The sequence below is a fragment of the Halomonas gemina genome, assembly GCF_023554995.1.
Classification (GTDB): Bacteria; Pseudomonadota; Gammaproteobacteria; order Pseudomonadales; family Halomonadaceae; genus Halomonas; species Halomonas gemina.
This window is the reverse complement of record NZ_JAMJPK010000011.1, coordinates 1-26,297: the sequence shown is the minus strand read 5'-3', so window position 1 is coordinate 26,297 and position 26,297 is coordinate 1. Positions and strand designations below refer to the sequence as shown.

The 26,297-nt window shown below is 60.8% G+C and carries 20 protein-coding genes and 1 pseudogene; 11 read left to right on the top strand and 10 right to left on the bottom strand.

What is annotated here, in order from left to right; genetic code table 11:
* Window positions 1-120 precede the first annotated feature (120 nt).
* The gene (locus M8009_RS18050) at window positions 121-864 is read right to left on the bottom strand and encodes a ZIP family metal transporter (RefSeq protein WP_250063738.1); all 744 of its coding nucleotides are present in this window, start codon (window positions 862-864) and stop codon (window positions 121-123) included.
* A gap of 249 nt (window positions 865-1,113) precedes the next feature.
* Between M8009_RS18050 and M8009_RS18045 the strand changes: the two genes are divergently transcribed.
* Complete coding sequence (locus M8009_RS18045; RefSeq protein ID WP_250063736.1) at window positions 1,114-1,800, top strand: TVP38/TMEM64 family protein; 687 nt, start codon at window positions 1,114-1,116, stop codon at window positions 1,798-1,800.
* Here the strand turns inward: M8009_RS18045 and M8009_RS18040 are convergent.
* Window positions 1,784-3,700, bottom strand: coding sequence for a CIA30 family protein (locus M8009_RS18040; protein WP_250063734.1), 1,917 nt, complete (start codon window positions 3,698-3,700; stop codon window positions 1,784-1,786). The genes M8009_RS18045 and M8009_RS18040 overlap by 17 nt on opposite strands.
* A 609-nt stretch (window positions 3,701-4,309) precedes the next feature.
* On the opposite strand from M8009_RS18040, the gene M8009_RS18035 reads away from it, so the two are divergent.
* The 7 genes and pseudogenes from M8009_RS18035 to M8009_RS19370 all read left to right on the top strand — a co-directional run.
* Window positions 4,310-5,059 carry a hypothetical protein gene (locus M8009_RS18035; RefSeq protein ID WP_250063732.1) on the top strand — a complete coding sequence of 250 codons (750 nt, stop codon included), beginning with the start codon at window positions 4,310-4,312 and terminating at the stop codon, window positions 5,057-5,059.
* A gap of 456 nt (window positions 5,060-5,515) precedes the next feature.
* Window positions 5,516-5,650 carry a hypothetical protein gene (locus M8009_RS19170; protein WP_284047895.1) on the top strand — a complete coding sequence of 45 codons (135 nt, stop codon included), beginning with the start codon at window positions 5,516-5,518 and terminating at the stop codon, window positions 5,648-5,650.
* A 198-nt stretch (window positions 5,651-5,848) separates the two neighbouring features.
* Entirely contained in the window at window positions 5,849-9,322 is a 3,474-nt protein-coding gene (locus tag M8009_RS19245; RefSeq protein ID WP_250063730.1) for a DEAD/DEAH box helicase, read from the top strand.
* A 101-nt stretch (window positions 9,323-9,423) separates the two neighbouring features.
* On the top strand, window positions 9,424-9,552 hold the full coding sequence (locus M8009_RS19160; protein WP_284047894.1) for a hypothetical protein: 129 nt from the start codon (window positions 9,424-9,426) through the stop codon (window positions 9,550-9,552).
* A gap of 128 nt (window positions 9,553-9,680) precedes the next feature.
* A complete protein-coding gene (locus tag M8009_RS18025) occupies window positions 9,681-12,365 on the top strand; it encodes a cation-transporting P-type ATPase (protein ID WP_250063728.1) in 2,685 nt (894 codons plus the stop codon).
* Between the two features lie 196 nt (window positions 12,366-12,561).
* Window positions 12,562-13,140: an acyloxyacyl hydrolase gene (locus M8009_RS18020; protein WP_250063726.1), complete on the top strand. Its 579-nt coding sequence runs from the start codon at window positions 12,562-12,564 to the stop codon at window positions 13,138-13,140.
* 293 nt (window positions 13,141-13,433) lie between these two features.
* Window positions 13,434-13,614, top strand: a pseudogene (locus M8009_RS19370) (IS30 family transposase); the annotation flags it as partial.
* 226 nt (window positions 13,615-13,840) lie between these two features.
* Here the strand turns inward: M8009_RS19370 and M8009_RS18015 are convergent.
* The 8 genes from M8009_RS18015 to M8009_RS17980 all read right to left on the bottom strand — a co-directional run bounded on the left by M8009_RS18015 (window position 13,841) and on the right by M8009_RS17980 (window position 22,604).
* Window positions 13,841-14,839: an IS5 family transposase gene (locus M8009_RS18015; RefSeq protein WP_250063724.1), complete on the bottom strand. Its 999-nt coding sequence runs from the start codon at window positions 14,837-14,839 to the stop codon at window positions 13,841-13,843.
* Window positions 14,840-14,980: 141 nt separating this feature from the next.
* Window positions 14,981-16,660, bottom strand: a complete 1,680-nt coding sequence (locus tag M8009_RS18010) for a BCCT family transporter (RefSeq protein WP_250063722.1) — start codon at window positions 16,658-16,660, stop codon at window positions 14,981-14,983.
* A 195-nt stretch (window positions 16,661-16,855) separates the two neighbouring features.
* Window positions 16,856-17,326 (bottom strand): BCCT family transporter, encoded by a 471-nt coding sequence (locus tag M8009_RS19365; RefSeq protein WP_430886930.1) that lies wholly within the window; start codon window positions 17,324-17,326, stop codon window positions 16,856-16,858.
* A 78-nt stretch (window positions 17,327-17,404) separates the two neighbouring features.
* Window positions 17,405-18,265 carry a bifunctional methylenetetrahydrofolate dehydrogenase/methenyltetrahydrofolate cyclohydrolase FolD gene (gene folD, locus M8009_RS18000; protein ID WP_250063720.1) on the bottom strand — a complete coding sequence of 287 codons (861 nt, stop codon included), beginning with the start codon at window positions 18,263-18,265 and terminating at the stop codon, window positions 17,405-17,407.
* A gap of 14 nt (window positions 18,266-18,279) precedes the next feature.
* Window positions 18,280-19,155, bottom strand: a complete 876-nt coding sequence (gene purU / locus M8009_RS17995; protein WP_250063718.1) for a formyltetrahydrofolate deformylase — start codon at window positions 19,153-19,155, stop codon at window positions 18,280-18,282.
* Window positions 19,156-19,244: 89 nt separating this feature from the next.
* A complete protein-coding gene (locus tag M8009_RS17990) occupies window positions 19,245-19,733 on the bottom strand; it encodes a methylenetetrahydrofolate reductase C-terminal domain-containing protein (protein WP_250063716.1) in 489 nt (162 codons plus the stop codon).
* Window positions 19,734-19,838: 105 nt separating this feature from the next.
* Entirely contained in the window at window positions 19,839-21,008 is a 1,170-nt protein-coding gene (locus M8009_RS17985) for a glycine cleavage T C-terminal barrel domain-containing protein (protein WP_250063714.1), read from the bottom strand.
* Between the two features lie 147 nt (window positions 21,009-21,155).
* Window positions 21,156-22,604, bottom strand: a complete 1,449-nt coding sequence (locus M8009_RS17980) for a dihydrolipoyl dehydrogenase (RefSeq protein ID WP_250063712.1) — start codon at window positions 22,602-22,604, stop codon at window positions 21,156-21,158.
* A gap of 425 nt (window positions 22,605-23,029) precedes the next feature.
* Here M8009_RS17980 and M8009_RS17975 point away from each other — a divergent pair, with 425 nt between their 5' ends.
* From M8009_RS17975 to M8009_RS17965, 3 genes are all read left to right on the top strand, one after another.
* Complete coding sequence (locus tag M8009_RS17975; protein WP_250063710.1) at window positions 23,030-23,473, top strand: OsmC family protein; 444 nt, start codon at window positions 23,030-23,032, stop codon at window positions 23,471-23,473.
* Between the two features lie 31 nt (window positions 23,474-23,504).
* Window positions 23,505-24,314 (top strand): enoyl-CoA hydratase, encoded by an 810-nt coding sequence (locus M8009_RS17970; RefSeq protein ID WP_250063708.1) that lies wholly within the window; start codon window positions 23,505-23,507, stop codon window positions 24,312-24,314.
* 123 nt (window positions 24,315-24,437) lie between these two features.
* Complete coding sequence (locus M8009_RS17965; protein WP_250063706.1) at window positions 24,438-26,078, top strand: acyl-CoA synthetase; 1,641 nt, start codon at window positions 24,438-24,440, stop codon at window positions 26,076-26,078.
* Window positions 26,079-26,297: the final 219 nt, after the last annotated feature.

Genomic DNA, 26,297 nt, shown 5'->3' with positions numbered 1-26,297 from the left:
CTAGTTGCGGAGGATGTATGCGCCGAGGAAACATGGCGCCGACCAGAGCGATGGCATCCTAACAATATTAGACCTAAGTCTAAACCTCTGGCGGGTACACCGAAGCAGCATGAGAGCTGGTCAGTGCGAGAGCACCAGCATCTGAAAGGCCATCATGGCGGCGAACGCCAGCGTGACGGCGGTGGCAGCCGAGCCGCTCTTGACCCTCTCCAGCGCTTCAGGGAACAGTTCCGCGAATACCATCCAGATCATGGCACCGGCAGCCAGGCCCAGACCCACCGGCAGCAGCGGCCTGAAGGTGTCCACGAACAGGTAAGCGGGGGCCGCCATCAGCGGCTGCGGCAGACTGGTGAAGATGGCCCACATGCCGGCTTTCCAGACGGGGGTGCCGCGTGGCACCAGAATCAGGGCAATGGCGAGGCCCTCCGGCACGTTATGAAAGGCAATGGCCGTGGTGATAAAGGTGGCGAGCCCTTCGCTGCCGGCGAAGGATACTCCCACGCCAATCCCCTCCGCGAAGGAGTGGGCGGTCATGATGCCGAGAATCATCAGCGCCTTGGTCGCGTTGGCTCCGCTGAGATCCGCCACCTTCACGTCTCCCTGGCCTGATAGCAGGCGATCGGAGAGCACAATGGCCGCCAGTCCAAGCAGGACCCCGACAAAGGTCAGCGTGATGTCCAGCATCACGCCCTCGGCGATCAGGCTGTGGCTCGCGGCCAGCATCAACCCCGCCGCTGCGGCGTTCGACCAGCCCATGGTGCGTTGCCCCAGGCGCTTCACGAACAGGAAGGGCAGTGCGCCGACGCCGGTCATGATGGCAGTCAGCAGAGCGGCAGCGATCACAAGCCACAGTGACGTATCCATTATCAGTCCTCGGTAGCAGGCTTCCGGGAATGGAGCGGGACGTGTGCATTCACATGCTAGGGGTTATGCCTGCAAACTAAAAACCAATTATACTAACGTAATTCAATAAAGTTATTTAATCGGCCAGTTGCCGCCCCGTCTCATTGCGGCGCCCAGGCGTCGTGTAACACCTTTTTCCGGGTGTCGGGAGCCGTGACCCGGCACAGTGGGCATGCCACCATGCCCTTGATGAATGACCGAGGCCCCTTGATGTTCAATGACAGTTCGCCAAGCCGCCCCTGGCGCTGGGTGGTGATAGGCGCCATGCTGCTGATGGCCGGCTACCTGTGGATCTGGCACTCGCCCGAACTGGCCGACGTGCAGCGCTGGGCCGACGAGGCCTCCCACCACCCCGGGGTGATCGTTTCGGTGATCCTGATCATGGCGGTGACCCTGGCGATCGGCCTGCCCGGCAGCATCGGCCTGTGGCTGATCGCGCCCTTCTATACGCCCCTGGTTGCCACCCCGATATTGATGGTCGGCAGCGTGTCTGGCGCCCTGGGGGCCTACTACCTCTCTTCCCGCTTCAGCGACCGCTGGAAGCCCAAGGGGCTCACTCGCAAGGTCATGGGCAGGCTGGAGAAACGCAGTGATTTCCTCACCCAGTGCGCGCTGCGCGTGCTGCCGGGTTTCCCCCACTCGGTGGTCAACTTCTCCGCCGGCCTGCTGCGCCTGCCGCTGGCGACCTTCGTGATGGCGGCCATCATCGGCCTGGGCGTGAAGTGGGCGGTCTATGCCAGCGCCATTTACGGCGCCCTGGAGGCGGTGGAGAAGGAGGAGGCGGTCAGCCCCGACGTGATCCTGCCGCTGGTCGCGCTGACCCTGCTGCTGCTGACCGGCGCCTGGCTCAGGCGCCGGGTCGAGGCCCATGGCCAGGCGCCTACTCCTCGAGCCTGATTCGGCGCAGGGTATAGTCGCCGCCCTGGTTGGCCAGCATGAAGCCCTGGAAGGGATCACGCAGGCCATTGTCCTGCACGCGTATCAGGCGCTGGTCATCCACGCGGACCTGCATCCGCCCGTTCTCGTCGCGGGTCCAGACCATGCGGTGAAAGCGGCCGTCCTCGAGGTCGAGGGTGCCCTCGTGGCGGGCGACCACCTCGGCGTTTCCTGAAATCAGCCTGACCAGGCTGAGCCCCGGGCGCGAGCCGGGCGTGTAGACCAGGCGATAGCCGGTACCGTTGGGCCGGTTGCCCTGGAAGAGCCCAAGCTCCAGGCTGCCCGTCCGCTCCCTGGAGGCGAGTTCGAGCTCCATCCTGAAGGCGTTGTCGACGGGGGCATTGACGAAGATGCGTGCCGGTTCCACGGGGATGGACACGTCTTCGCCCTGTCGGGTATTGCCCGTCTGCTCGAGAATCAGCTCCAGCATGGCCAGGCCGATCTCCTCCGGCCGCTCGGCGCTGAGCCTGCGTGTTTCGCGAGCGGTCGTGCGCTGTGTCTCCACGATGCTGCGCAAGCCGTTCTCGTCGACCTCAAAGTTGCCGCTGAGCACTGTCCAGGGGGGATCGCGACGGTAATTGCCGTCGTTGAAGTCATCATTCAGGGCAACCCGAGACGAGGTTTCGGGTTGCGGCTCGGAGGGTGTGGCCACCTCTTCCTTCTGCGCCTCGCGCAGGCGTCTGAGCAGGTCGGCCGTTGCGCGGCCATCCTGGGCCATGTCCTGGTCGGCCTGGTACTCGCGTATCGCGTTGCGGGTACGGCTACCCATGGCGCCATCCACCGGGCCGGCATCATAGCCGAGCCGATTGAGCTCGCGCTGTATCTCGGCCACGCCTTGCCGATCCGACAGGGTCTCGATATCGGGCCGCGACTGCGGTGTCGCCTGTGAAGAGGGTGACTCTTCCGGCTCCCAGCCACGCGTCGCCTGCTGCGCCTCGGCGACCTGTCCGGTCGTCATGCGTCCGGCCAGCGAGTCGCGTGCCTCGGCCGCATGGCGATGACCGCGGGCCGCGGCCAGGTTGTACCACTTGTGGGCCTGCACGAAATCCTGGGTGGTGCCGTTGCCGGCTTCGTGCAGGCGGCCCAGCATGTACTGGGCATCGGCATCGCCGCTTCTGGCCGCTTCGCCGAACTCCTGCAGTGCCTGGCGGTACTCCTGCCGTTCGTAGTAGCGCATGCCCTCGGTGTAATCGGCGCTGGCCAGTCCGACGGAACCGACGAGGATGAGACTGAGTGCGAGTGCCTTTATGATCACGGTCATGCCTCCAGTGGACGGGAATGTCATCCGCAACATCAGGATAGGCGAAATAAGTGATGATGCAGGCCGGGGGGGGCTGCCGAGTCGAGTCTGGCGAAAAGGCAAGCTATCCATCGTCCCGAGCCACGCCACCTCGAGCCGAAAGGGACCTGGCCGCCGGTCGGCGATGAGAAAGCCCACCTGCTGGATCGCCGCGGGGTCGAGCGGCGGGGCATCCGCCAGACGTCTGCCGCGGAACACCGCCTCGAACTCCTGCCAGGGCAGGGCAACGTGCTGCCACTCCTCGGCGGCTGGCTGGAACAACGCCCGATAAGCCGCTCCCTCCGGTAGCTGGTCGTTTCTCAGACGCAGCTGGTAGCGGCGGCCGTCACCGCGTACGTACAGCACAAGGCCCGAGGCGTCACTCAGGTCCATGGCCTCGGGCTCACGGCGCACCGAGGCGAAACCGCCGTTGTTCTCGAGTGACGTCTCGCCGCTGAACACGCCGCTGCCGTCCTCCTGGTGCAGGCCGCCGCGGGAGATGCCACCCATCACCTCGTCGTTGATGGCGCGCCAGCGCGGTGCCTCATCCGCGTGCTGAAAGTCGATCAGGCGTGCTGTCATTGGGGGCCTCCGGAGTCACGTTGCGCCAAGGGTCCAGCTTGCCTGCCATGACGCGCGCTGTCTTCTGCGGCGTCACCGCCGCGGAAGAAATGCGACATACTCTGAGAGGCATCGGCCAGCCAGCGTGAGGACGCGCCATGAACTACGACGAGGCGGTGAAAAGCACCTGGGACCTGGAGGGCGCGCCGGCGAAGGGCGAGGCCGAGCGGTTCGAGACGCTCATCCGCTATGCCACCCTGGCGCCCTCGGGCCACAACACCCAGTGCTGGCGGTTCCGGGTGGGGGAGGGCGCCATCATCATCCTGCCCGACCTGACCCGGCGCACGCCGGTGGTCGACCCCGACGATCATCACCTCTATGTATCGCTGGGCTGTGCCACGGAGAACCTCTGCCTGGCCGCCCGGGCGATGGGGCTGGCTGCCGAGGCCGAGTTTCAGCCCCAGGGCGCCGGCGAGATCCGGGTGACCCTCACGCCCGGCGAGGCCGAGGCGTCGCCGCTGTTCGAGGCCATTGCCTCGGCAGTGCACGCGCAGCGACTACGACGGCACGCCGCTTTCCACCGAGGAGCTGGCCACGCTCGAGGTAGCAAGCAGCGGGGACGGTGTCTCGGTGGCGATGCTCACCGAGCGCGAGGCCATCGAACGGGCGCTGGCGTTCATCCTGGATGCCAACACCCGGCAGTTGGAGAATCCTGCCTTCCTACGGGAGCTCGAGGCCTGGATCCGCTTCAACGACGCGGAGGCGGTCGACAAGGGCGACGGCCTGAGCGGCCGGGCGACCGGCAACCCCCAGGCGCCGCGCTGGTTGGGGAAATACCTGATGCGCGTCATGCTGCGGCCGAAGGCGGAGAACGCCAAGGTGGCCCGCCAGGTGCGCAGCTTCGCCGGGCTGGCGGTGTTCGTCTCTGCGGTGGATGACCGGTCGCACTGGGTCGAGGCCGGCCGCTGCTACCAGCGCTTCGCCCTGCAGGCCACGGCGCTGGGTATTCGCAACGCCTTCGTCAACCAGCCGGTGGAGGAGGCGAGCGTGCGCCCCGAGTTCGCCCGGTCGCTGGGGCTGGCCGGTGGACGCCCTGACCTGGTGGTGCGCGTCGGCCGAGCCCCGGCCATGCCGCGCTCGCTGCGCCGCCCGGTGGGGAGCGTGATGCAGCAGGGGAGGCGTGATGCGCGAGCGCGCGCTGCTGCCCTTCCTGCTTATCACCTTCGCGATCGCCTGGGGCAGCCTGCTGCTGCCGGTGTTCTTCCACTTCCAGCTGATCAATCCGCTGTGGCCGGATGCTCAGCCGCTCGAGAACACGCTGTTCCTGGGGGTTGCCGTGGCCGTTGTCTGGACGCATCGCAAGGCCATGTTTCGTCGTGAGGGAGCCGTCACGGCGGTGACGTCGCATGAGGGGGCGTGACGGGCCCGGCCGTTTGGGCGAATCCTTGGCGTGCTTTGTCACGCAACGGCTTGACGAAGCGGTGTGGCAGGGTCGACAAGAGAGGTCATGGCTGCCCCATGAGGCGTCGCGGCGATCGGGCATCGGCACAGCGGTACTCGGGGGCATGCCCGGGAGCCCCGGATAGCGCAGCTGCTGCGTTCATGGCGTGAATTCAGGAGTAGGGAGGAGGTGGTTCTGACCAGGAGACACACCTTGGGCCGCGTCCGTTACAAGTCCGTGCTCGTGATCCTGGCCCTGGCACTCGCCGTGGGCGTTGGCGTGTGGCGTTGGTGGCAGGGGCCGCAGGTGCAGGGTTACGTGGTTGAGGCCATGCCGCTGGTGCAGACCGTGGTGGCGAGCCCACCGGCAACCTCGACACCCGCACCGCGGGGGAGGTGTTCGAACTGTTCCGCCGCTTCAACCGCGAACGCGGCTGCGCGGTGCTGCTGGTGACCCATGACCCCCGCCTGTCATCCACCTGTGACCGCACCATCGACCTGGTGATGGGCGCATTGTCAGCGATACCCTGAATGCCTGAGGGGGAAATGCTGTCGCCGCGAAAGCCTTGAGCGGTGTTGCCATCTGCGATAGCCCTGTGGGATAGCCCTGAGGGATAGCCCTGTGGGATAGCCCTGTGGGATAGCCCTGTGGGATGGCCCGCCATGGTTGCGAGGGGCGCCCGGTTTCGCTCCAATATCGGCCTCGTGTTGACGCCTTGAGGATTCACCGTGCCGGACGCCCATCTCGCCGATTCCGCCCTGACGCTCTACCACACCCTGGAAGAGATCCAGTGGCAGCGCAGCTTCGATGCGCGCTCGCTGACCCGCGGGCGGGCCTATGCGCGACAGGGCAGGGTGCGGAAAGGCACCCGTCTCGAGCATGAGGGCGAGATGCTGGTGCTGCGGGCCCAGGTGGACGGCAGCGGCCGAAGCCGCTACCTCACCAGCCTGGCCGTGGATCCCGACAACCCAGACATGGGCGTGGTCAGCGACTGCAGCTGCCCGGTGGGGCGCCAGTGCAAGCATGCGGTGGCGGTGATCCAGGGCTTCATCGACGATATGGAGGCCGATGGCATCCCGATTCGTGACGATGCGGCGCTGCTTGAGCAGCGCTGGGCGTCGTGGCTGGCCGAGTTCCAATCGCCGCTCGGCGGCAAGCGGTACGTTGAGCAGTTGGAGGAGGGCTACCGTCTGGCGCTGTTCCTGGACATCGATCCGGATCCACGCGCACCCAGCCTCAAGGTGTCGCCGGTGTGGCTGCGGCCCGCCAAGCAGCGCACCCGCGGCAACGGCTGGGTGAAGCCGCGGCCGATCATCGTGCGGCGCGGCGGAGGCATCACGCCCAGGCCAGCTGAAGCTCTCACGGTCCACCAGGAGGAGGCCCTGGAACTGCTGATGCTCGGTGAGCAGCGCCGCCAGCTTTCCGGCACGGGATACGAGCAGCACTGGAGCCCGGTCACCCATGCCTTCCAGGCGCGGGCGCTCTGGTCGCTGCTGGAGAGCAACACGCCGCCGCTGCTCTTTCACCGCAAGCAGACCGGCAGCATGTACGACCCGGGCCCGACCTGCCTATTGACCCTGGCCTGGGAGCCGGACGTCGACGGCAACCAGCACCTGCGCGCGGACACCGATCCGATGGACGTCATCTCCGACGAGGCCGCGATCGTGCGCGCCGGCGCCGAGCTCTGTTACCTCGATGAAAGGCGTGGCCGTTTCGGGCGCCTGGAGGGTGATCCCGAGCTGCTGATGCGTCTGCGCCGGGCACCGCCGCTGCCCCCGGAGATGAGCGGCTGGCTCACCGAGCGGCTTCACGAGACACCAGGGCTGGCCGATCGGCTACCGCCGCCCCAGGCCGTCGAGGAGCGCACCCTGGAAGGCGTGTCGCCGCGGCTCAAGGTCACCATGCGCCTCGCCACCGGGCAGCTGGGCTATCGCGACGGCGCCATGGTGCCGCGCTGGATCGAGGTGGGCGCCGCCGTGGTGGGCTTCGACTACGCCGGCATCGAGGTGCCGCCGGAGGAGGGCGACAGCGTTCAGGCCTTCCGCGACGGCCAGCGCCTCACCGTGATGCGAGACCCCGAGGCGGAGCGGGCGCTGGTACACACCCTGCCGCCGGGCATGGTGACCCTGGAGCGTCTGCAGCAGATCGAGGCGGTGCCCGCCCATCTGGATCTTCCCGAATGGACGCTGCTGCTCCCCCTGGAGGGTACGCCGCCGGCCACCGCCGCCGAGTGGCCGACCCACCTGTCCGGCCCCGACGACTGGTGGGAGATGATCACCAGGTTGCGTGAGGCGGGCTGCCTGGTTCACTTCGCCGCCGATTTCCCCGAGGAGCCCACCTACCTCGAGCCGGATGACTGGTATGGCGAACTTGAGCCGGCCGGCAATGGCTGGTTCGACCTGGCGCTGGATATCGAGGTGGAGGGCGAGCGGCTCAACCTGCTGCCCATCCTGCGCCGCCTGCTCAAGGACCCCGCTTTCCCCCTGGAGCCCGCCGCCGATGAGGCCGAAGACGCCACCTGGACGCTGGCCCTACCGGAGAACCGCCGCTTGGTGATGCCGCTTTCCCGGCTGCGTTCGCTGATGGCGCCGATCCTCGACTGGCTGGGCGACGATAGCGATGAGGCGGCGGCCGTGCGCCTGCCGCTCACCGCCGCCGAGAAGTTGGCGCCCCTGGCCGAGCATGAGCGCTGGGCGGGACGCGAGGACGTCACCGCCCTGGCGGAGCGCCTGCGCGCGCTGCCCGCCAGCCTGCCGGCGCCGGAAGGCTTCGCCGGCGAGCTGCGCGACTACCAATCCCGTGGCATCGCCTGGATGCGCTTTCTTTCCGAGCTTGGCACCGGGGGGATACTGGCCGACGACATGGGCCTGGGCAAGACGATGCAGGTGCTGGCTCACCTGCTCGACGAGCGCGCCCGCGGGGCGCTTAAGCGCCCGACCCTGGTGGTGGCGCCGACCAGCCTGGTGGGCAACTGGTGCGCCGAGGCGGCCCGCTTCGCCCCCGAGCTCGAGGTCGTCGCCCTGCAAGGTGGCCGCGCCCAGCGCGAGCGCCAGTTCGAGGAGGCACTGCCCACCGCCGACCTGGCGGTGACCACCTATGCGCTGCTGATCCGCGACCTCCCGCGGCTGCGTGAACACGACTTCGGCCTGCTGGTGCTCGACGAGGCCCAGGCGATCAAGAACGCCGCCAGCCAGACCGCCCGGTCGGTGCGCGCGCTCAATGTCGAGCGCGCCATCGCCATGACCGGCACGCCCCTGGAGAACCACCTGGGCGAGCTGTGGGCCCAGCTCGACGCCGTGGCACCTGGGGCGCTGGGCAGCCAGCAGTGGTTCGGCCAGCGCTTTCGCACCCCCATCGAGAAGGAGGGCGATGTCGAACTGCGCCAGCGCCTATCGCGGCGCATCGCCCCGTTGATGCTGCGCCGCACCAAGCAGCAGGTGCTCACCGAGCTGCCGGAGAAGACCGAGACCCGCCGCGAGCTCACCCTGAGTGGCGCTCAGCGCGAGCTCTACGAGAGCCTGCGCCTGGCCCAGCACCAGCGCGTGCAGCAGGCGGTGGCCGAGCGCGGCCTGGCCGGCTCCGGCATCGTCATGCTCGATGCGCTACTCAAGCTGCGCCAGGTATGCTGCGACCCGCGACTGGTCAAGCTGGAGAGCGTGCGCAAGACCAAGCGCTCGGCCAAACTCGAACAGCTGCGCGAGCTGGTGCCGCCGCTGGTGGAGGAGGGCCGGCGCATCCTGATCTTCTCCCAGTTCACGGAGATGCTGGCGCTGATCGGCGAGGCCCTGGAGAAGGACGGCATTCCCTTCACCACCCTGACTGGCGACACACCGGGCAAGACCCGTACCCAGCGGGTGGCGCTCTTCCAGCAGGGCGAGATCCCGGTATTTTTGATCAGCCTCAAGGCCGGCGGCACCGGATTGAACCTCACCGCCGCGGATACCGTGATCCACTACGACCCCTGGTGGAACCCGGCGGTGGAGGCCCAGGCCACTGGCCGCGCCCACCGCATGGGCCAGCAGAACCCGGTTTTCGTCTACAAGCTGGTGTGCGCCGGCACCGTGGAGGAGCGCATCCTCGACCTGCAGTCGCGCAAGGCCGACCTCGCGGCCTCGATCCTCGAGGGCGGTGCCGAGCGCGGCGGCGAGGGGCCGCTGTTCGACGAGGAAGATCTGGCGCTGCTCTTCGCGCCGGTGGCGTAGCCAGCCAGGGCGCCAGGCTAAGAAAAAATCTCGCAGGGCCCTTGGGATCCGGCACAGGCCTCCATAGCGGGAGGCCGTGCTGGCGATCGCGAGGACGCGCCATGAACTACGATGAGGCGGTGAAAAGCACCTGGGACCTGGAGGGTGCCGCCGGGGCTCGTTTCGCCGGTAACCCTGGAATGATCCTGGCCTGGCCCAGTCGTGGTTGGGGCAGTGCCATCAAACCTTGAACCGGGTGTCGTGACCCGATCGAAACATCGGGGTCGCGTGGCATTGAGGGTGTCGGTCGTCGGCTGCGTCGGTCGTCGGCGAACAAGCTGAGGATGGGGGCGCAATGAACGAGGCGGCAGGCTCAAACATGCCCCAGTGGCATTCACGTCCGGCTGATGCCGTGGCGCAGCACTGGGCCGTTTCGCCGGAGACGGGGCTGGATGAAGCGGAGGTGACCCGACGCCGCGAACGCTACGGCCTCAATCGCTTGCCCGAGGCCAAGTCCCGCGGGCCGCTGATTCGCTTCCTGGCCCAGTTCCGAAATTTGCTGATTTACGTACTGCTCGGTGCGGCCTTGATCACGGCCCTGCTCGGCCACTGGGTGGATACGGCCGTGATCGTGGGGGTGGTGCTGGTGAACGCGGTCATCGGCTTCGTCCAGGAGGGCAAGGCCGAAGACGCCCTAAGGGCGATTCGTGACATGCTCTCTGCCCGGGCCATGGTGGTTCGCGAAGGGCGTCAGTACACCGTGCCGGCGGAGGAGCTGGTGCCCGGTGACTTCGTGCTGCTGCAGGCCGGTGACCGGGTGCCGGCCGACATGCGCCTGTGGCGCGCCCGTGGCCTGCTGATCGAGGAAGCGGCGCTGACCGGCGAGTCGGTGGCACAGGAGAAGTCCATCGACCCGGTACCGGCCGATGCGGTGCTCGGCGATCGCCTCGATATGGCCTACTCCGGCACCCTGGTGACCCACGGCCAGGGGGCCGGCATCGTGGTGGGCTCGGGGGCGGATACCGAAATCGGCCGCATCAGCCGCCTGGTGTCGCAGGTCGAGACCCTCACCACGCCGCTGTTGCGCCAGATGGCGACCTTCTCGCGCTGGTTGACGGGCGCCGTCCTGGGATTGGCCCTGTTGATCTTCCTGTTCGGCATCCTCTGGCGCGACATGGCTCCCGCCGAGATGTTCATGACCGTGGTGGGCCTGGCCGTCGCAGCCATTCCCGAAGGGCTGCCAGCAATCCTCACCGTGACCCTGGCCATCGGCGTGCAACGACTGGCCGGCCGCCATGCCATCATCCGCCGCCTGCCGGTCGTGGAGACGCTGGGCTCACTCAGCGTCATCTGCTCCGACAAGACCGGCACCCTGACCCGCAACGAGATGATGGTCCAGAGCCTGGTCTCGGCCGCGGGCCGCTGTCGGGTGGAAGGCGAGGGCTACCGCCCGCGCGGCGGCTTCCTGCATGGCGAGGAGACCCTCGACCCGGTCCGACACCCCTGGTTGTGGCGGATCCTGCGGGCGGGCCTGCTGTGCAACGACGCCACCCTGGAACAGACGGAGGAGGGGTGGCAGGTGCATGGCGACCCCATGGAGGGGGCATTGATCACCGCCGCGCTGAAGGGCGGGCTGGATGCCGATGACGAACGCGCCGCGAACCCGCGCACCGATCTCATTCCCTTCGATTCCCAGCACAAGTTCATGGCCACCCTGCATCACGACCACCAGGGGGAGGCGTTCGTCTACGTCAAGGGCGCGCCGGAACAGGTGCTGCGTGCCTGCCACGCCGTGTGGGGCGATCAGGGCGAGGCGCCTCTGGACCTCGAGGCCTGGGAGCAGCACATCGAGGCCCTGGCGGCGGAAGGGCAGCGCGTGCTGGCGGTGGCCTGCAAGGCCATGCCGTTGCAGGCCCAGTCGGTGGATTTCGCCGATGTGGAATCGGGCCTGGTGCTGCTCGGGCTGCTCGGCCTGATCGATCCGCCCCGTGAGGAGGCCATCCGGGCCGTCGCCGACTGCCGGGAGGCGGGGATCCGGGTCAAGATGATCACCGGGGACCATGCCGGCACCGCCCGGGCCATCGCCGCCCAGCTCGACCTTTCCAACAGCGATGAGGTGATCACCGGGCAGCAACTGGAAAGCATGGACGACGAGGCGCTGGCCCGGCGCGTCGAGGAAGTGGACGTGTATGCCCGCGTCAGCCCCGAACACAAGCTGCGTCTGGTTACCCTCCTGCAGGCGCAGCAGGCGATCGTCGCCATGACCGGCGACGGGGTGAACGACGCCCCCGCCCTGAAGCGGGCCGACGTGGGGATCGCCATGGGCCGGAAGGGCACCGAGGCGGCCAAGGAGGCCTCGGAGATGGTTATCGCCGACGACAACTTCGCCTCCATCGTGCGCGCGGTGGAACAGGGCCGCACCGTCTACGACAACCTGAAGAAGGCGATCGTCTTCCTGCTGCCCATCAACGGCGGGGAGGCCATGAGCATCCTGGTCGCGGTGCTGTTCGGCCTCACTCTCCCGATCACCCCGGTGCAGATCCTCTGGGTCAACATGGTCAGCTCCGTGGCGCTGGCCATGGCCCTGGCCTTCGAGGCCACCGAGCCGGATACCATGCGTCGGCCACCCCGGCCGGCCGACGAGGCCATTATCTCGGGGTTCCTGCTGTGGCGCATCGCCCTGGTGGCAGTGCTGATGGCGGCCGGCGTTTTCGGGATATTCCGCCTGGCCCTTGCCGAGGGGGCAAGCCTGGAGGAGGCCCGCACCTATGCCGTCAACACCCTGGTGGTGATGGAGATCTTCTACCTGTTCAGCGTCCGCTTCCTGCGTACGCCCTCCCTGAGCTGGGCGCACATGGTCGATTCCCATGCCGTCCTCATCGCCGTCGCCGTGGTGGCCGTGTTGCAGCTGATGTTCACCTATGCGCCCTTCATGGAGCGCTTCTTCGACACCCGGCCGGTGGATTTCGTCCATGGCGTCGAGATCGTCCTGATCGGCATCGGCCTGTTCGCGGTGCTGGAGCTGGAGAAATTCTGGCTGCGATGGAGAGCCGGCCGCCTGTGAGGAAGTGTGCCGCCGATGCCGCTCACCGGCGCAGGTTGTCGATGGGCGGAATGCGGTACAGGCGCAGAAGGGTTAAGGATTGGCGTGCCGGGGATCGGGCATCACCGATGACTCCCAGAATAATCGACTCGCTGTGCTCGCTCCCCGCCGATAACATGAGCCTGCTCGGGACGTCTTTCCTTAAGGTGAGCCTACGATGCCAGTGATCGGGATGCCTCGCCATTCAGTGTCTTTCGGGCTGTTGCCGATCGTCCTCGTTTTTCTGCTCGCCACCCCCCCGAGCTTCGCCGATGACCTGGAATTGCAGAGTCTCAGCCTGCGTGCCCGAGTCTCGGAGAAGACCTTGCTGGGGGATGAGGCGCCGGAGGATTTCGAGGAGTACGACCTGTCGGCCAACGTCGCGCTGCCCTGGGAAAACTACTCCACGTCAGGCTGGGGGATGGGCACCCGGTTGATGGCGAGTGCCGGATTGTTGCGGGGCAGTGGGGAAAATGCGCTCGTCGTGTCGGTCATCCCGGAGTTGACGCTCGGGAGCCAAGAGGGACGCTTTCTCCTGGACCTGGGCGCGGGTGGCGCCCTGTTCAGTCGGCATCGCTTCGGCACGCAGGATTATGGTGGGCCCTTCCAGTTCGCCCTGACCCTGGGCATCGGCGGGCCGTTATATCGACAGCTGGGGCTCGGCTATCGGTTTCTTCACTATTCCGATGCCGGCGTTAATGGATCGGATACGACCGGGGCGGATTTCCACATGATTGAGTTCCGCTACCGTTATTGAGCATCGGCGGCATGATGCCTGGCGGGGGCTCCCACGCAGGCGGCAGCCACTTGCTCACTGGCCTGCGTCGCCGTCACCATGCCGTTCCCCCGCCAACCTCAGGGCCTCGGGACCGAGCGGGGCATTGCCCCCGGTGCGCTCGGGTTGGCGATTTTTTTGACCACTCGCCCAAGATGAAGCCCCCAAAAAACTGGATAATGGCGGGTTTTCTCCCCCCGCTTCGCCCAACGCTCCGGTGCCCCGTCCATGGAAATCAAAGGCAACTTCCTCGACAACCTTCGCCGACAACTACGGCGGAGGTTGTCGGCGTAGGTGTCAGCCTCCGGTGGATCTATTTCTTGATCAGTGATGACCCGGCACGACCAGTCGCATGGTGATGATCTCTGGCAACATCTCCGTCAGCCCAAGCGGCGCAGCAAGCATGGTGCCCAGGCCAAGAGTGCAGGGTTTGATAAGAATACTCAGAAACCCGGAAAACCGCAGGTGCGGTGTTTATTGCTTGAATTCAGGAAGTACAGGCTGACATTCTGGGTTTACATCTTTAAACCCCGTTCCGTTCTGTTAGGGAACCGATGATCAATTTGATACTGAGCGGCTTTGGCACTCAGCGCAGCAACCCCTGCGTCTCAGCGGTTAATTTCTGACCACCACAGGCGGCCTATTTCCCTGGCAGCCGAGTTATCCGGCTGCCAGGCCAAATTCAAGGCGCACCGGCCCCATCAACTTGGCCCTCGCATCGTGTCGCCAGCACCAGATTGGCCAGCCCGAACAGGCTGAAGAGTTGCGCATGATTCTTGGCCAACCCCTTGTAGCGCACCTTCCGGTAGCCGAAGAGATTTTTGATCACATGAAACGGGTGTTCGACCTTGGCGCGGATGCTGGCCTTGGCCTTCTCGATCGCCAGCAGCAGCGTTTTCATCGGGCTGTCGTCCATCTTCTTGATGGCGCCGCGCTTGACGGCAACGTAGCACTTGGAATCCGGGGCATCCTTCTCTTCGTCAAGATGCTTCCAGATGCCGGTGTAACCCGCGTCGCCGTATACCCGCGTGTCATCCTCCCGGACCAGAGCGCCGGCCATGGTGACATCGGCGACGTTGGCCGAGGTCGCGACGACACTGTGAGTCAGTCCGGTGACGGCATCGACGCCGATATGGGCCTTCAGGCCGAAGTACCACTGGTTGCCCTTCTTGGTCTGCTTCATCTCCGGATCGCGCTGCTTGGCCTTGTTCTTGGTGGAAGGGGCGGCCGCCATAATGGTGGCGTCGACGATGGTGCCCTCGCGCATGAACAGGCCCTGCTCAGCCAAGTGGGCGTTGATCTCCTCGAAGATCCGCTGGGTCAGCGCATGCTTCTCCAACAGATGACGGAAGCGCAGCAGCGTGGTCGCGTCCGGTACGCTTTCGATGGCCAAATCGATACCCACAAAGTCGCGCATCGCCTGACTATCGTAGATGGCATCTTCGAGCGCCTCGTCGGCGAGCGCATACCACTGTTGTAGGAAGTAGATCCGCAGCATGCGCTCCAGGCCGATGGGCGGACGGCCGCGCTTGCCCGCTGCGTTCGGGAAGTAGGACGGCGACAGCGCGTCTATCAGTCGTTGCCATGGCACCACGGCATCCATCTGGGCCAGAACCCGCTCCCGGCGGGTGATCTTCTTCTTGTTCTGGTGCTCAGCCTGGGCGAACGAGATCTGCTTCATCGTTGGCTCTGTCAGACAATGGCAGGAAAGCCAGATTCTACCCCGCCGGTGGCGCTCAGGCAGCTCCAGAGGGATTTATGCAGCGTTTCTTAAGGGCAGCCCGTAGGCTGCCCTGTTCGGCCATGCATGGTGCGAAGAGCCTCAGCCGTTGGGACCTCGAGGCTCGCTTTTCAGTCCCTTGAACATGCCATAGCAAGCCACCAGCAAGACGAAGGTGAAGGGCAGGGCGGTAACGATCACCGCCGCCGCCAGCGCTTTCAGGCCGCCACCCAGCAGCAGGGCGATGGCGATGGCACCCTGGATGAGGGCCCAGAAGATCCGCTGAGGTTTGGGCGCATCGGTCTTGCCGCCGGCCGTGATGGAGTCGATCACCAGCGAGCCGGAGTCGGAGGAGGTGATGAAGAACACGACAACAAGCACGATGCCGATGAAGGAGGTGATCTGGGACAGCGGCAGCTGGCTGAACACCACGAACATCTGCAGTTCGAGGGCCGCGTCCATGGCGCCCTGGAAGTTGTCGGTGATCACCTGGTCGATGGCTGTGCCACCTAAGGCACTCACCCACAGCACCGTGATAGTCGACGGCACCAGCAGCACGGCGATCAGGAATTCACGTACAGTGCGACCTCGGCTGACCCGGGCGATGAACATGCTGACAAACGGTGCCCAGGAGACCCACCAGGCCCAGTAGAAGGTGGTCCAGCCCTGGCTGAAATTGGCATCCTCACGGCCGAAGGGCATGGAGAGCGCCGGCAGGTTGACCAGGTAGGCGCCCAGGTTCTCGAAGAAGCCGGTAACGATCAGCAGGGTCGGGCCCACTGCCATCACAAAGACCACCAGCAGGAAGGCCAACACCATATTGAGCTGGGAGAGTCGCTGCACGCCCTTATCGACGCCGAGGACGACCGATCCCAGCGCGATCAGGGAGATGCTGATGATCAGCACTACCATGGTGACATTGGTATTGGGGATGCCGAACAGGTAATTCAAGCCTGCGGCGGCCTGAGTGGCGCCGAGGCCGAGCGATGTGGCCAGGCCGAACAGAGTGGCGAACACCGCTAGGATGTCGATCAAGTGGCCTGGCCAGCCCCAAATGCGCTCACCAAGGACCGGGTAGAAAACCGAGCGCATGGTCAGCGGCAGGCCCTTGTTGAATGCGAACAGCGCCAGGGCCAAGGCCACCACGGCATAGGTCCCCCAGGCATGCAGGCCCCAGTGGAAGATGGTGGCGGATATGCTCAGCGAGGCGGCGGCGGCTGGTTCACCCGCGGCGGCGCCCAGTGGTGCCCAGTCGGTGCGCACCCCGTTTTCCACGGTGATGCCGCCCATGGCGCTGCCGTAGTGGGTCAGTGGCTCGGAGAGCCCATAGAACATCAGGCCGATGCCCATGCCCGCGGCGAACAGCATTGAAAACCAGCCGATAAAACTGAAGTCCGGCTTGGCATTGGCACCGCCGATCCTGACCCGAGCCATGGGCGTGAAGATCAGCACGAACGCAAGCACCAGGAAGATATTGGCCGCCAGCAGGAAGAACGAGGACAGGTTAACGGTCAGGAAGTTGAAGGCGGCATTGAAGACCGGTTCCACCTTGTCTTGTAGGGCCAGCGTAACGATCACGAAGAACAGGACCATCAGTGAGGAGATGGTGAAGACCTTGCCATGCAGGTCCACTTTGATCCCGAACTTGGTGGCCTCGAAGTTGTCCTGTCCGATCACGAAATCGGTATCGATGAGGTTCGATGGCCCTTCCGGTGCCGGGATGCCCCGGGAGCCGCCGGGTTTCGGCTGCAGGGCACTGTCGTAGTTGGGATTTTTATCCACTTTTATTTCCCTTTCAGTTTGTCGGTAGTTGAGCGTGCGTGCGTTAGTTAGCACCGGTGGGCCTGACCAGAAAGATCGAGGCCTTGGTGTGGGTCGCCACCTTACCCACGTGAGAAGGCATCACGACATCAGAGTTAGTAGGTGGATGGGTTGGCATGACGACTAGATCGGCGCCCACGTCCTCAATCGCCTTGATCAGCGTGTTGTCGAGGTCCGCGATAGGGTCGGGGCTAATGCTGGTCCTGCTGCTGACTGGCTGGCCATGGACCTTGCTCTGTTCCTGGGCGAGGGCTTCAAGCCTTTTCGCGTACTCGGGAGTTTGAGCAATGCTCCCTGGCGTGCTGGCAGTGGCGCTGTATAGCACACCTCCGCCTGGTAATGCCTCGCCAGGTCCGCTACCGCCTGCAGCGATGGCTTGATCAGCACCAGGCAGAGCAACACGAAGAGGTTGCCGGCGATCATGAACAGCCAGTCGAAGTGCTCGATGGACCAGCCCCGGGCGGCCGTCAACTGGGTGTTGGCAGCGTCGGGGTAGATCAGGGCATAGAGGATGAAGGCGATGATCGCCAGGGCAGAGAGGGGAAAGACGGGGTTGTGGAAGTCCAGCCCCAGTATCTGTGTGTTGTCATGGCCCGGGGCAAGGATGGGATCGTCGTTGTGGTTCATGCGAGGTCCTCTTTTATTGTTGTAGCGACGCCGGGGGCGACACGGATATTCTTGATGCGGGCGGGCGCGAACTAAAGCTCAGGCTAGCTGATGCCTTGCTGCCCGTGTCGTATTCAAGAGCAGGCAGGCGATCGTCATGGGCCCCACACCACCGGGTACCGGCGTAATGGCGCCAGCGATGTCGGCAACCGATTCAAAATCCACATCACCTACTAGCTTTCTCTTGCCATCGATATCGATGGCATTGATACCGACATCAATAACCGTTGCACCCGGCTTGATCCAGTCAGCGTTGATAAACTTCGGACGGCCAACAGCTGCCACCACAATATCGGCATTGCGGCACACTGATTCGATGTCCTTCGTTCGTGAATGCGCAATAGTGACAGTACAGTTTGCCTGTAAAAGCAATGCAGCCATCGGCTTGCCAACAATATTAGAACGGCCCACCACCACCGCTTTTTTACCACTAAGATCCGGATGGACCTGACGCAGCATGATCATGCAACCTTGTGGTGTGCACGGGACTAGCGATTCCCTACCAGAAGCAAGTGCCCCGACATTTAGCGGGTGAAAGCCATCAACATCTTTAGCCGGATGTATGGAAGCTATCACCTCATCTTCATTGAGATGCGACGGCAGGGGCAGTTGAACAAGAATACCGTGCACCTCAGGATCATTGTTCAGAACATCGATGAGATCATTGAGGGCATCTTGGGTGGTTTCAGCTTCAAGACGGTGCTCAATAGAACCCATTCCCACCTCTGTCGCCCGCTTTACTTTGTTTCTGACATACACATGGCTGGCAGGATCCTCCCCGACCAGCACTACAGCTAATGTTGGCACTATGTCAAACTCGGCTTTGAGGAGTTCGACCTCAGAAGCAACTTCTTCCAAAACCTGAGTCGAGATCTTTGTGCCGTCTATTAATTGAGACATGAGGCCCTCTGCTTCTATTTGAAGATAACGGTTTTATTGCCTGAAAGAAATACACGGTTCTCTGCATGCAGTTTAACAGCGTTTGCTAGTGCTTGCGTTTCGGTATCTCGGCCAAGAGCGACAAGTTCTTCCGGGTAGTAAGCATGACTCACTGGTAGCACGGACTGTTCAATAATCGGTCCTTCATCCAAATCGCCGGTCACATAATGTGCAGTGGCACCAATCAGCTTAACGCCACGCTCAAATGCTTGATGATATGGTTTGGCACCTTTGAAGCCGGGAAGAAATGAATGATGAATATTGATGGCTCGGCCGTGGAGCTTTTTACAAAGATCATCAGACAGGATTTGCATATAGCGTGCCAGTACCACCAATTCGGTTCCTGTTTCGTGGATAATATCAAGCAGTGCAGCTTCCTGTTTTTCTTTGGTATCTTGCGTCACTGGCAGGTAAATAAAGCGAAAGCCTTCACGCTCAGCTATCGTTTGAAGGTCCGTGTGGTTGGATACCACCGCCGTAATCTCGATATTCAGTTCGCCCTTGTGATAACGGTAAAGTAGATCAACCAGGCAGTGATCAAACTTGGAGACCATGATCATCACTTTTTTCGGGCGGCTAACCTCATGCATTGCCCACTCTATACCATGCTTTTTCGCCAGCTCATCAAATCCAGTGCGTATATCTTCAAAAGAATATCCCGAATCTGAAGCGATATTGAACAGAGTGCGCAAAAAGAAATGACCAGTGATTTTGTCATCGAATTGAGATAACTCTGCGATATAGCCGCCGCGTTCTGTCAGATAAGATGCAATTCCGGCAACGATGCGTGGGGCAGTTTTGCAGCTGACGGTAAGAATATAATCGTCAGTGTAGTTCGGATTGTTTGGCATGATAAATAACCTTTATGTTTTAATGATTGTTTGTTGTTTCTCTAAACAACAAGCTGAGTTCTACCATTATATTCAATAAGACTTCAGATTCATTTGTTTAGAGGTTGGCTCACTTTTTCCTCTTCTCGCTTTTGTTCCGACGCCTTACGTGCCACCCGCAGCCAAGAGGAAGTACCTTTCTGGCTATGATCAACCGGCAATTGCACTACATGGATCTTATCACCGCCTTTCATCTTTTGACTTCCATCCCAGGCTTGGACCCAGACACACTTCATCTCTGGCTTGACCTCGCAATTGCCGTTGGCACGCACCCCTCCACAAGGACCGTTGCGCAAGGATTTAGGGCAGTTCATCGGACAAGACATTCCGGTAGAGCTGAGTATGCACTGTCCACACATCTTGCAGTCGAACAAAAATCCCTTACTGAGCTTTTCCACAGCCCGGACCGGCTTTTCTGCGCGCTGGTATCCTACCGAGTTCCATACCGGATGCAACTTCAGAATCACCGGTTCGAAGATACGGTAGACCCCCTCAAAAAATCTTGCGTGCCGCACGGCCCAAATACGAACGGGATACATATATGCCTCCTTTCACTGCAGCACCACTGTGGCGCCAATGATTGCTCGCTGAATCCACAGTAGTACTACAAATGCAGCCCCATCCGTCAGCCAATTAGGCTGGCTTCAAGAGGCTATGGCCTTTTGCTTTTTGGGGTCGTAGAAAGGTTTTTCGACAACAATAGCCTGTACATCTCCGGATGTGGTTGGAATTACCAGTTCAGTGCCAATCTCGGCATGTTCGGTGGCAACCATCGCTAAAGCGATATTCTGGTCAAGACGCGGCGAATAGACTGCAGAAGTGACCTTTCCAACCTCTTTCCCATCTTTGGTAAGCGGCCAGAATGTGGTGTTGGGTCTTTTCAGCGGGGCCATGTCAATGCGCAAGCCGACCTGCTTGCGGCTCACGCCATCTGCGCGAATCTTCTGTAATGCGGCCTTGCCGATAAATTCAGCATCCATGTCTGGGTTCACCAGGCGGCCCAGCCCAAGTTCGTAAGGATTGGTGTCGAGTTCTGAATCAGCATGGTGTGAGAGCATTCCACCTTCTATGCGGCGGATTGTAGAGGTATGGCCAGGCTTCAATCCAAAGGGCTCTCCTGCAGCCATGATCTTTTCCCAGAGCTCGTCCCCTTGGGTGCCATCCAGCAGATAAAGCTCATAGCCCAGCTCGCTCGACCAACCGGTGCGTGAGACGACTAGCGGAATGCCGTCAAGTTCAAGCTCACGCATCCAGTAGTATTTTAGATCCATGATGCTCTCACCGAAGAGCTTCTTCATAATCTCACCCGATTTTGGACCCTGAAGTTGTACAGGGGAAACATCGGGTTCTCCAATAGTGACATCTAGCCCGGCATAAACTGCAACACCTTGTGCCCACAACAGGCCGTCACTATCAGCCAGCGAGATCCAGAAATGATTTTCTCCCAGTCGTAAAAGGATCGGGTCGTTTATCAGGCCGCCGTCTTCATTGACGATCAGTACATACTTGCACTGTCCGACAGCCATTTCCGACAAATCTCGCGGGGTTAGAAGCTGCATGAATTTCGCGGCATCCGGTCCTGTAATTTCTACCTGACGTTCGGCGCCAACATCGCAAAGTATCGCATCATTCACAAGGTTCCAGAAATTCTGTACCGGATCCCCGAAGTCTCGCGGAATATACATATGATTGTATACCGAGAAACCCTTTGCTCCCCAGCGAACTGTTGCGTCAAAGTAAGGGGACTTCCGGATCTGTGTTCCGAATCCAAAATCATCTTTTTTATCTATGCTAACCGGCGTAACTTTTGTCATTGTGCTACCTCTTAACGCTGAGTTAAATTAATTTTTATGCTAATTTATTACTATATTATTAACAATGTAAAATCAAGGCAAGCCGTTGTTAGCCATATCTGCGCACCCCCTTATTTCCGAATCTACATTGTCATCGACCCGGCTGCCTTATGAATATGCCGGGACGGAATTTGAATGGATCATAGTCTCTGCTGCGTAGATCCTCCGCTTTTCTCTGGCGTCGATTAAAACATCCCTTAACAGCTCTTCGGCACTGGGGTGATAGACCGGCATCGACAGTACCTGCTCTGCCGTCATGCAATGAGTGATGGCCAGTGCGAGTAGATGTGCCAGGTGTTCAGCTTGGTAACCCAGCAACTCGGCACCTAGAATTACGCCAGTTCGCGCGTCCAGATAGACTTGAATACGCCCTTGGACCTTGTTCCAGACCACATGACGGGGACTAGCGAATGGCAGCTCACCGACGACAATTTCCTGGCCTTGAAGCTCCCGAAAACTCTGTCCAATGATGGCGATCTGAGGGTCGGTGAAGAACACCATTAATGGCGGTCTACGATCTACAGGCACCAAATCCGGGTAGTTCAACGCATTATCGGCAGCGATTCGCCCCTCATCAAAGGCTTCGTGCCACACTGGCAGGTATTCAGACGCATCGCCGGCAATAAAAATGGGGTAGTCAGAGCAGAGCATCGTCTGGGGATCGAATATCACCTTGCCAGCTTCAGTGAATTCCACACCTGTATGCTCCATACCCAAACGGTCTACATTGGAGATCCTCCCCGTGGCGACCAATATCCTGTCGAACACCTTAGTGACCCGCTGGCCATTCGACTGTTCAAACTCGATCCAGGCGCCTTCAGCATCTTCCCAAGTGCTCACCACCTGGCCGCTGGTATAGATATTCAGTTCCGTGCTGAGGATATCGAGTGCTTCCTGCTGCATGTCTGGGTGAGTGAGGGCGTTGATCTTTCCGGAACGTCCATAAATTGTCGTTTCGACACCCAGTCGATGGAGAGCCTGCCCCAGTTCCAGTGCAATGACTCCCATACCGATCACTGCTATCGAGTGAGGCAGGTCCTCAAGCTCAAATACCGTATCGCTGGTGAGTACACGGCCCGTGACTGGCTCGAATACCTCGCTGACCGCAGGCCTGGAGCCGCAGGCGAGGATGAATTTTTCGGCCTTGACCTCCACCGATTCGCCCACCCTGAGGAGACCCGGACCGATAAACCTGGCGCGTCCCTCAAGCTTGTGATGGCTCGGAATCTTGTCGACATAGCGGAGATTGTTGGCAACAAATCGATGATCTCGCTCTCGGCGCAACCTTTCGAGCACTTTTTGCCCATCCACGTGACCCGAGGCGGTCACCCCAAAAAACTCGCTGGTGATCAAGTGGTGCGCGTAATCGGACGCGGTGATCAGTAACTTGCTGGGCATGCAACCGACCCGTGCGCAGGTCGTACCGTATGGACCGTCTTGAATCATCAATACGCTGTCGGTCTTGCGGCTGATTTTCGAGTAGGCGCCCAGACCGCTGGTGCCAGCGCCAATGATCGCGTATTCAACATTCTTAGTCTTCATGGTAGATTCGCTCATGGGGCGCCATATCGTATAAGGTGTGTTTTTTTAAGGGGGTGCCTTGGTATCTGAGTGTCGGCGGGTTTAGCATCAATCCCTGTATAAATGATTCAAGCCTGATAGCCGGAATGCCATTAGCCTGAACACTGATCCTATCCGGGCATTTTGAGGCGGTAAAGCGATAGTTCCTAATCATTTGGCTTATTTTTCGTAATCAATGGGTTTTGGAGTGGTGGCTAGGACCCACTTTTGTATGAGACTGATGGCCCACACAGGCTATTGATACAGTAGGCAATAAGATTTCACATTAGCCAAGCTAACCCAAGTGCTTAGAAATCGTCGCTTTCCAGATGTTTTCCGGACCACTTACACTTGTAAAAAGATGCTTTGCAGATTTTTTTCAATTGCAATCGTGCAAACACCTTTAGATAGGAAGCTTGTCTATGTCTGTCCATACAGCAGCCATTCTTTGGCAGAATGAACCTCATGAGTCCGAGGAAAATACATACTCACGCAACCACTGTGTGATGCTGAATGGTGGCCAAGAGGTTAGAGTTTCGGCATCGGTTGAATTTAAAGGTGATCCAAATTGTGCCGACCCGGAGCAATTGCTGGTTAGCGCCGTATCCAGCTGTCATATGCTGTTCTTCCTGGCAATCGCTGAGTTACAGGGATATCAGGTTGAATCTTACAAAGATGATCCTAAAGGTTATCTTGAGCGCAATGACAAAAAAAGTATGGGAATGACGCGCATTGAATTGTCACCCAACATTACATTCGGTGGCGAGAAAATACCTGGCCAAGAGGCGATTTCAAGAATTCATGCCACTGCGCATAGCAAGTGTTTTATCGTAAACTCAATCACCGCTAAGGTGACAGTCAACTAACGTTAATTCGCCATTTTGGTGGGAGTCGCTCATGAATGACATTCGGTCTACGCAAACTGCTGAAGATATTCTTAACAGAGAAGATAAAGATGGGGCCGTTTATTTGACGCTAAATCGCCCTGATAAATTTAACACCCTCTCAGAAGCAATGCTGGCTGTGTTACAACGTGAACTTGACTCTATCGCTGCCGACCCCGCTGTGCGCTGTGTCGTGATCGGTGGAGAAGGACGGGGTTTTTGTGCCGGTCATGACCTGCGGGAAATGCGTGCTAATCCCGACCATTCCTATTACCAAGAGTTGTTTCGTAACTGCAGCCGGGTGATGAAGAGTGTCGTCGCGCTGCCGGTGCCGGTAATCGCGAAAGTTCAGGGCATGGCCGTGGCGGCGGGATGCCAGTTGGCGGCCAGTTGCGACCTTGTCATCGCCGCCAAATCGGCCAGCTTCGGCGTGTCTGGCATTAACGTGGGCCTGTTCTGTTCGACCCCCGCTGTGGCGCTGTCGCGCAGCGTTTCGCCCAAGCGAGCGTTCGATATGCTGGTGACAGGCGAATTTATAGATGCGGACACGGCATTCGAGTGGGGGCTGGTGAGTTCCGTCGTTCCTGATTCCGATCTGGATGCGGCCGTGGCCGATAAGGTGAAAACGATCCTGAGCAAGAGTCCGGCGGCGGTGCGTTTCGGAAAGTCCATGTTCCATCCGCAGCGTCAGATGGCGTTGGCCGACGCCTACGACTTTGCCGGCAACGTGATGGCAGAGAACATGATGAGCCCTGACGCAAGCGAGGGAATCGATGCCTTTCTTGCCAAGCGTAAACCCGTCTGGGAACAGCCAGGCCACTAAGCTTTGATTGAATGGCCGGCGATGAATACGGTGACTGTTGAACACCAAATGGTTGGGTATGGCCGTCGTGCAGTTTGCAAGGCTGGGTTATGAACCCTTCCTTAAAATAAAAGGAATAACAACATGAATGATATCTGCCAGTTTAATGAAGCTCTCGAAAAAAATGCGGCTAATTATGTCCCGCTGTCACCTTTAAGCTTTATTAGAAGGACGGCTGCCGTTTATCCGGACAGGACGGCACTGATCTACAACGATGAGTGTTATAGCTGGCAGCAGACCTATTCCCGCTGTTGCAAATTGGCTTCCCTGCTAACTCATTTCGGCATCTCCAAGGGTGATACCGTGGCCGTTATCTTACCGAATATCCCGGCCATGTATGAAGCCCACTTCGGCGTGCCTATGGTGGGAGCGGTGTTGAATGCGATCAACACCCGCCTTGATCCGGAGGCAGTGGCCTTTATTCTCGATCATAGTCGTTCGCGCGTGCTTTTGGTTGACCCCGAGTTCACGGACGTGGTTGAAAAGGCCTTGGCTCGGTTGAAAGGGCCTGCGCCCAAGGTGATCAATGTGTCTGACCCCAGCCAGGGTGCAGAGCGCTGGATCGGTGACCTGGAGTATGAGGCGCTCCTGGCCGATCAGCCTGAAATGGTTGACTGGCAGTTACCCAGCGACGAATGGGATGCCATCGCGCTGGGTTATACTTCGGGCACCACCGGTAACCCCAAGGGTGTTGTTACACATCATCGGGGTGCTTACTTGAACGCTGTCAGCAACGTCTTGTCTTGGTCCCTGCCTTCTAAAGTGGTCTACCTTTGGACTCTGCCAATGTTTCATTGCAATGGCTGGTGCTTCCCCTGGACTCTGGCGGCCATTGGCGGTACCAACGTTTGCCTACGCCGTGTGGATCCTCAGCAAATTCTCAATCTGTTCAGTAAGCATCACGTCACTCATTACTGTGGTGCACCTATCGTCCACACTATGATCGCCGATGCTGCCGTCGCTGCGCCGGAGCCGATCGAGCACAAAGTCTCTGGGCTGATCGCTGGCGCGGCTCCTCCTGCATCTGTGCTGAAGCGGATGGAAACCCTCGGCTTCGAGCTCACACACGTTTATGGACTGACGGAGACTTACGGGCCCGCCTCGGTTTGCGCCAAACAGGATGACTGGGTTCAACGGTCGCAGGATGAGCGGATCAAGCTCAACGGACGCCAGGGGGTGGCCTATCCCCTGCAGGAAAGCATGGCAGTGCTCGACTTGGTCACGATGGAACCTGTCCCCGCCGATGGCGAAACGGTCGGCGAGATCATGTTCCGCGGTAATATCGTCATGAAGGGCTACCTGCGAAACGAACCCGCCACCCAGGAAGCCTTTGCCGGCGGATGGTTTCACTCGGGGGACCTAGCGGTGATGGAACCGGACGGCTACGTAAAGATTCGCGACCGGCTGAAAGACGTAATTATCTCGGGAGGAGAAAACATCTCCTCACTAGAGGTTGAAGAGATTCTTCTGCGGCACGAAGATGTCGAACTCGCGGCGGTCGTGGCGATGGCGGATGCCAAGTGGGGTGAAGTCCCCGCCGCGTTCGTCCAATTGCGTCCCGGTAGTGAGCTGAGCGAAGCGGCGCTGATTAGCTTCTGCCGGGAGAATATCAGTCGATTCAAGGTTCCCAAGAAGATCATCTTTGGCCCACTGCCAACAACCCCGACAGGGAAAATTCAGAAGTTTCAACTGCGCCAACAACTCGGGGCAATTCCGCAAGACTGATTTTCTCGAGAACCAAGAGTTGAGACACTCAATCGCCCTTAACCAGCGTCGGTGCGAACATGCAAGGTAGGCAAGCGCCAACCGAAAATAATGAGCACGCCATGACCGTAGAGACCGTCACTCCCCCGCGCCGTTTTCGCGGCAGGCCCCGTGGCCGCGACCTGCCCCCCGTTGCCCTGGCCTCGCTGCGCCAGCTGCTCGGCGACGAGCGCAGCGACC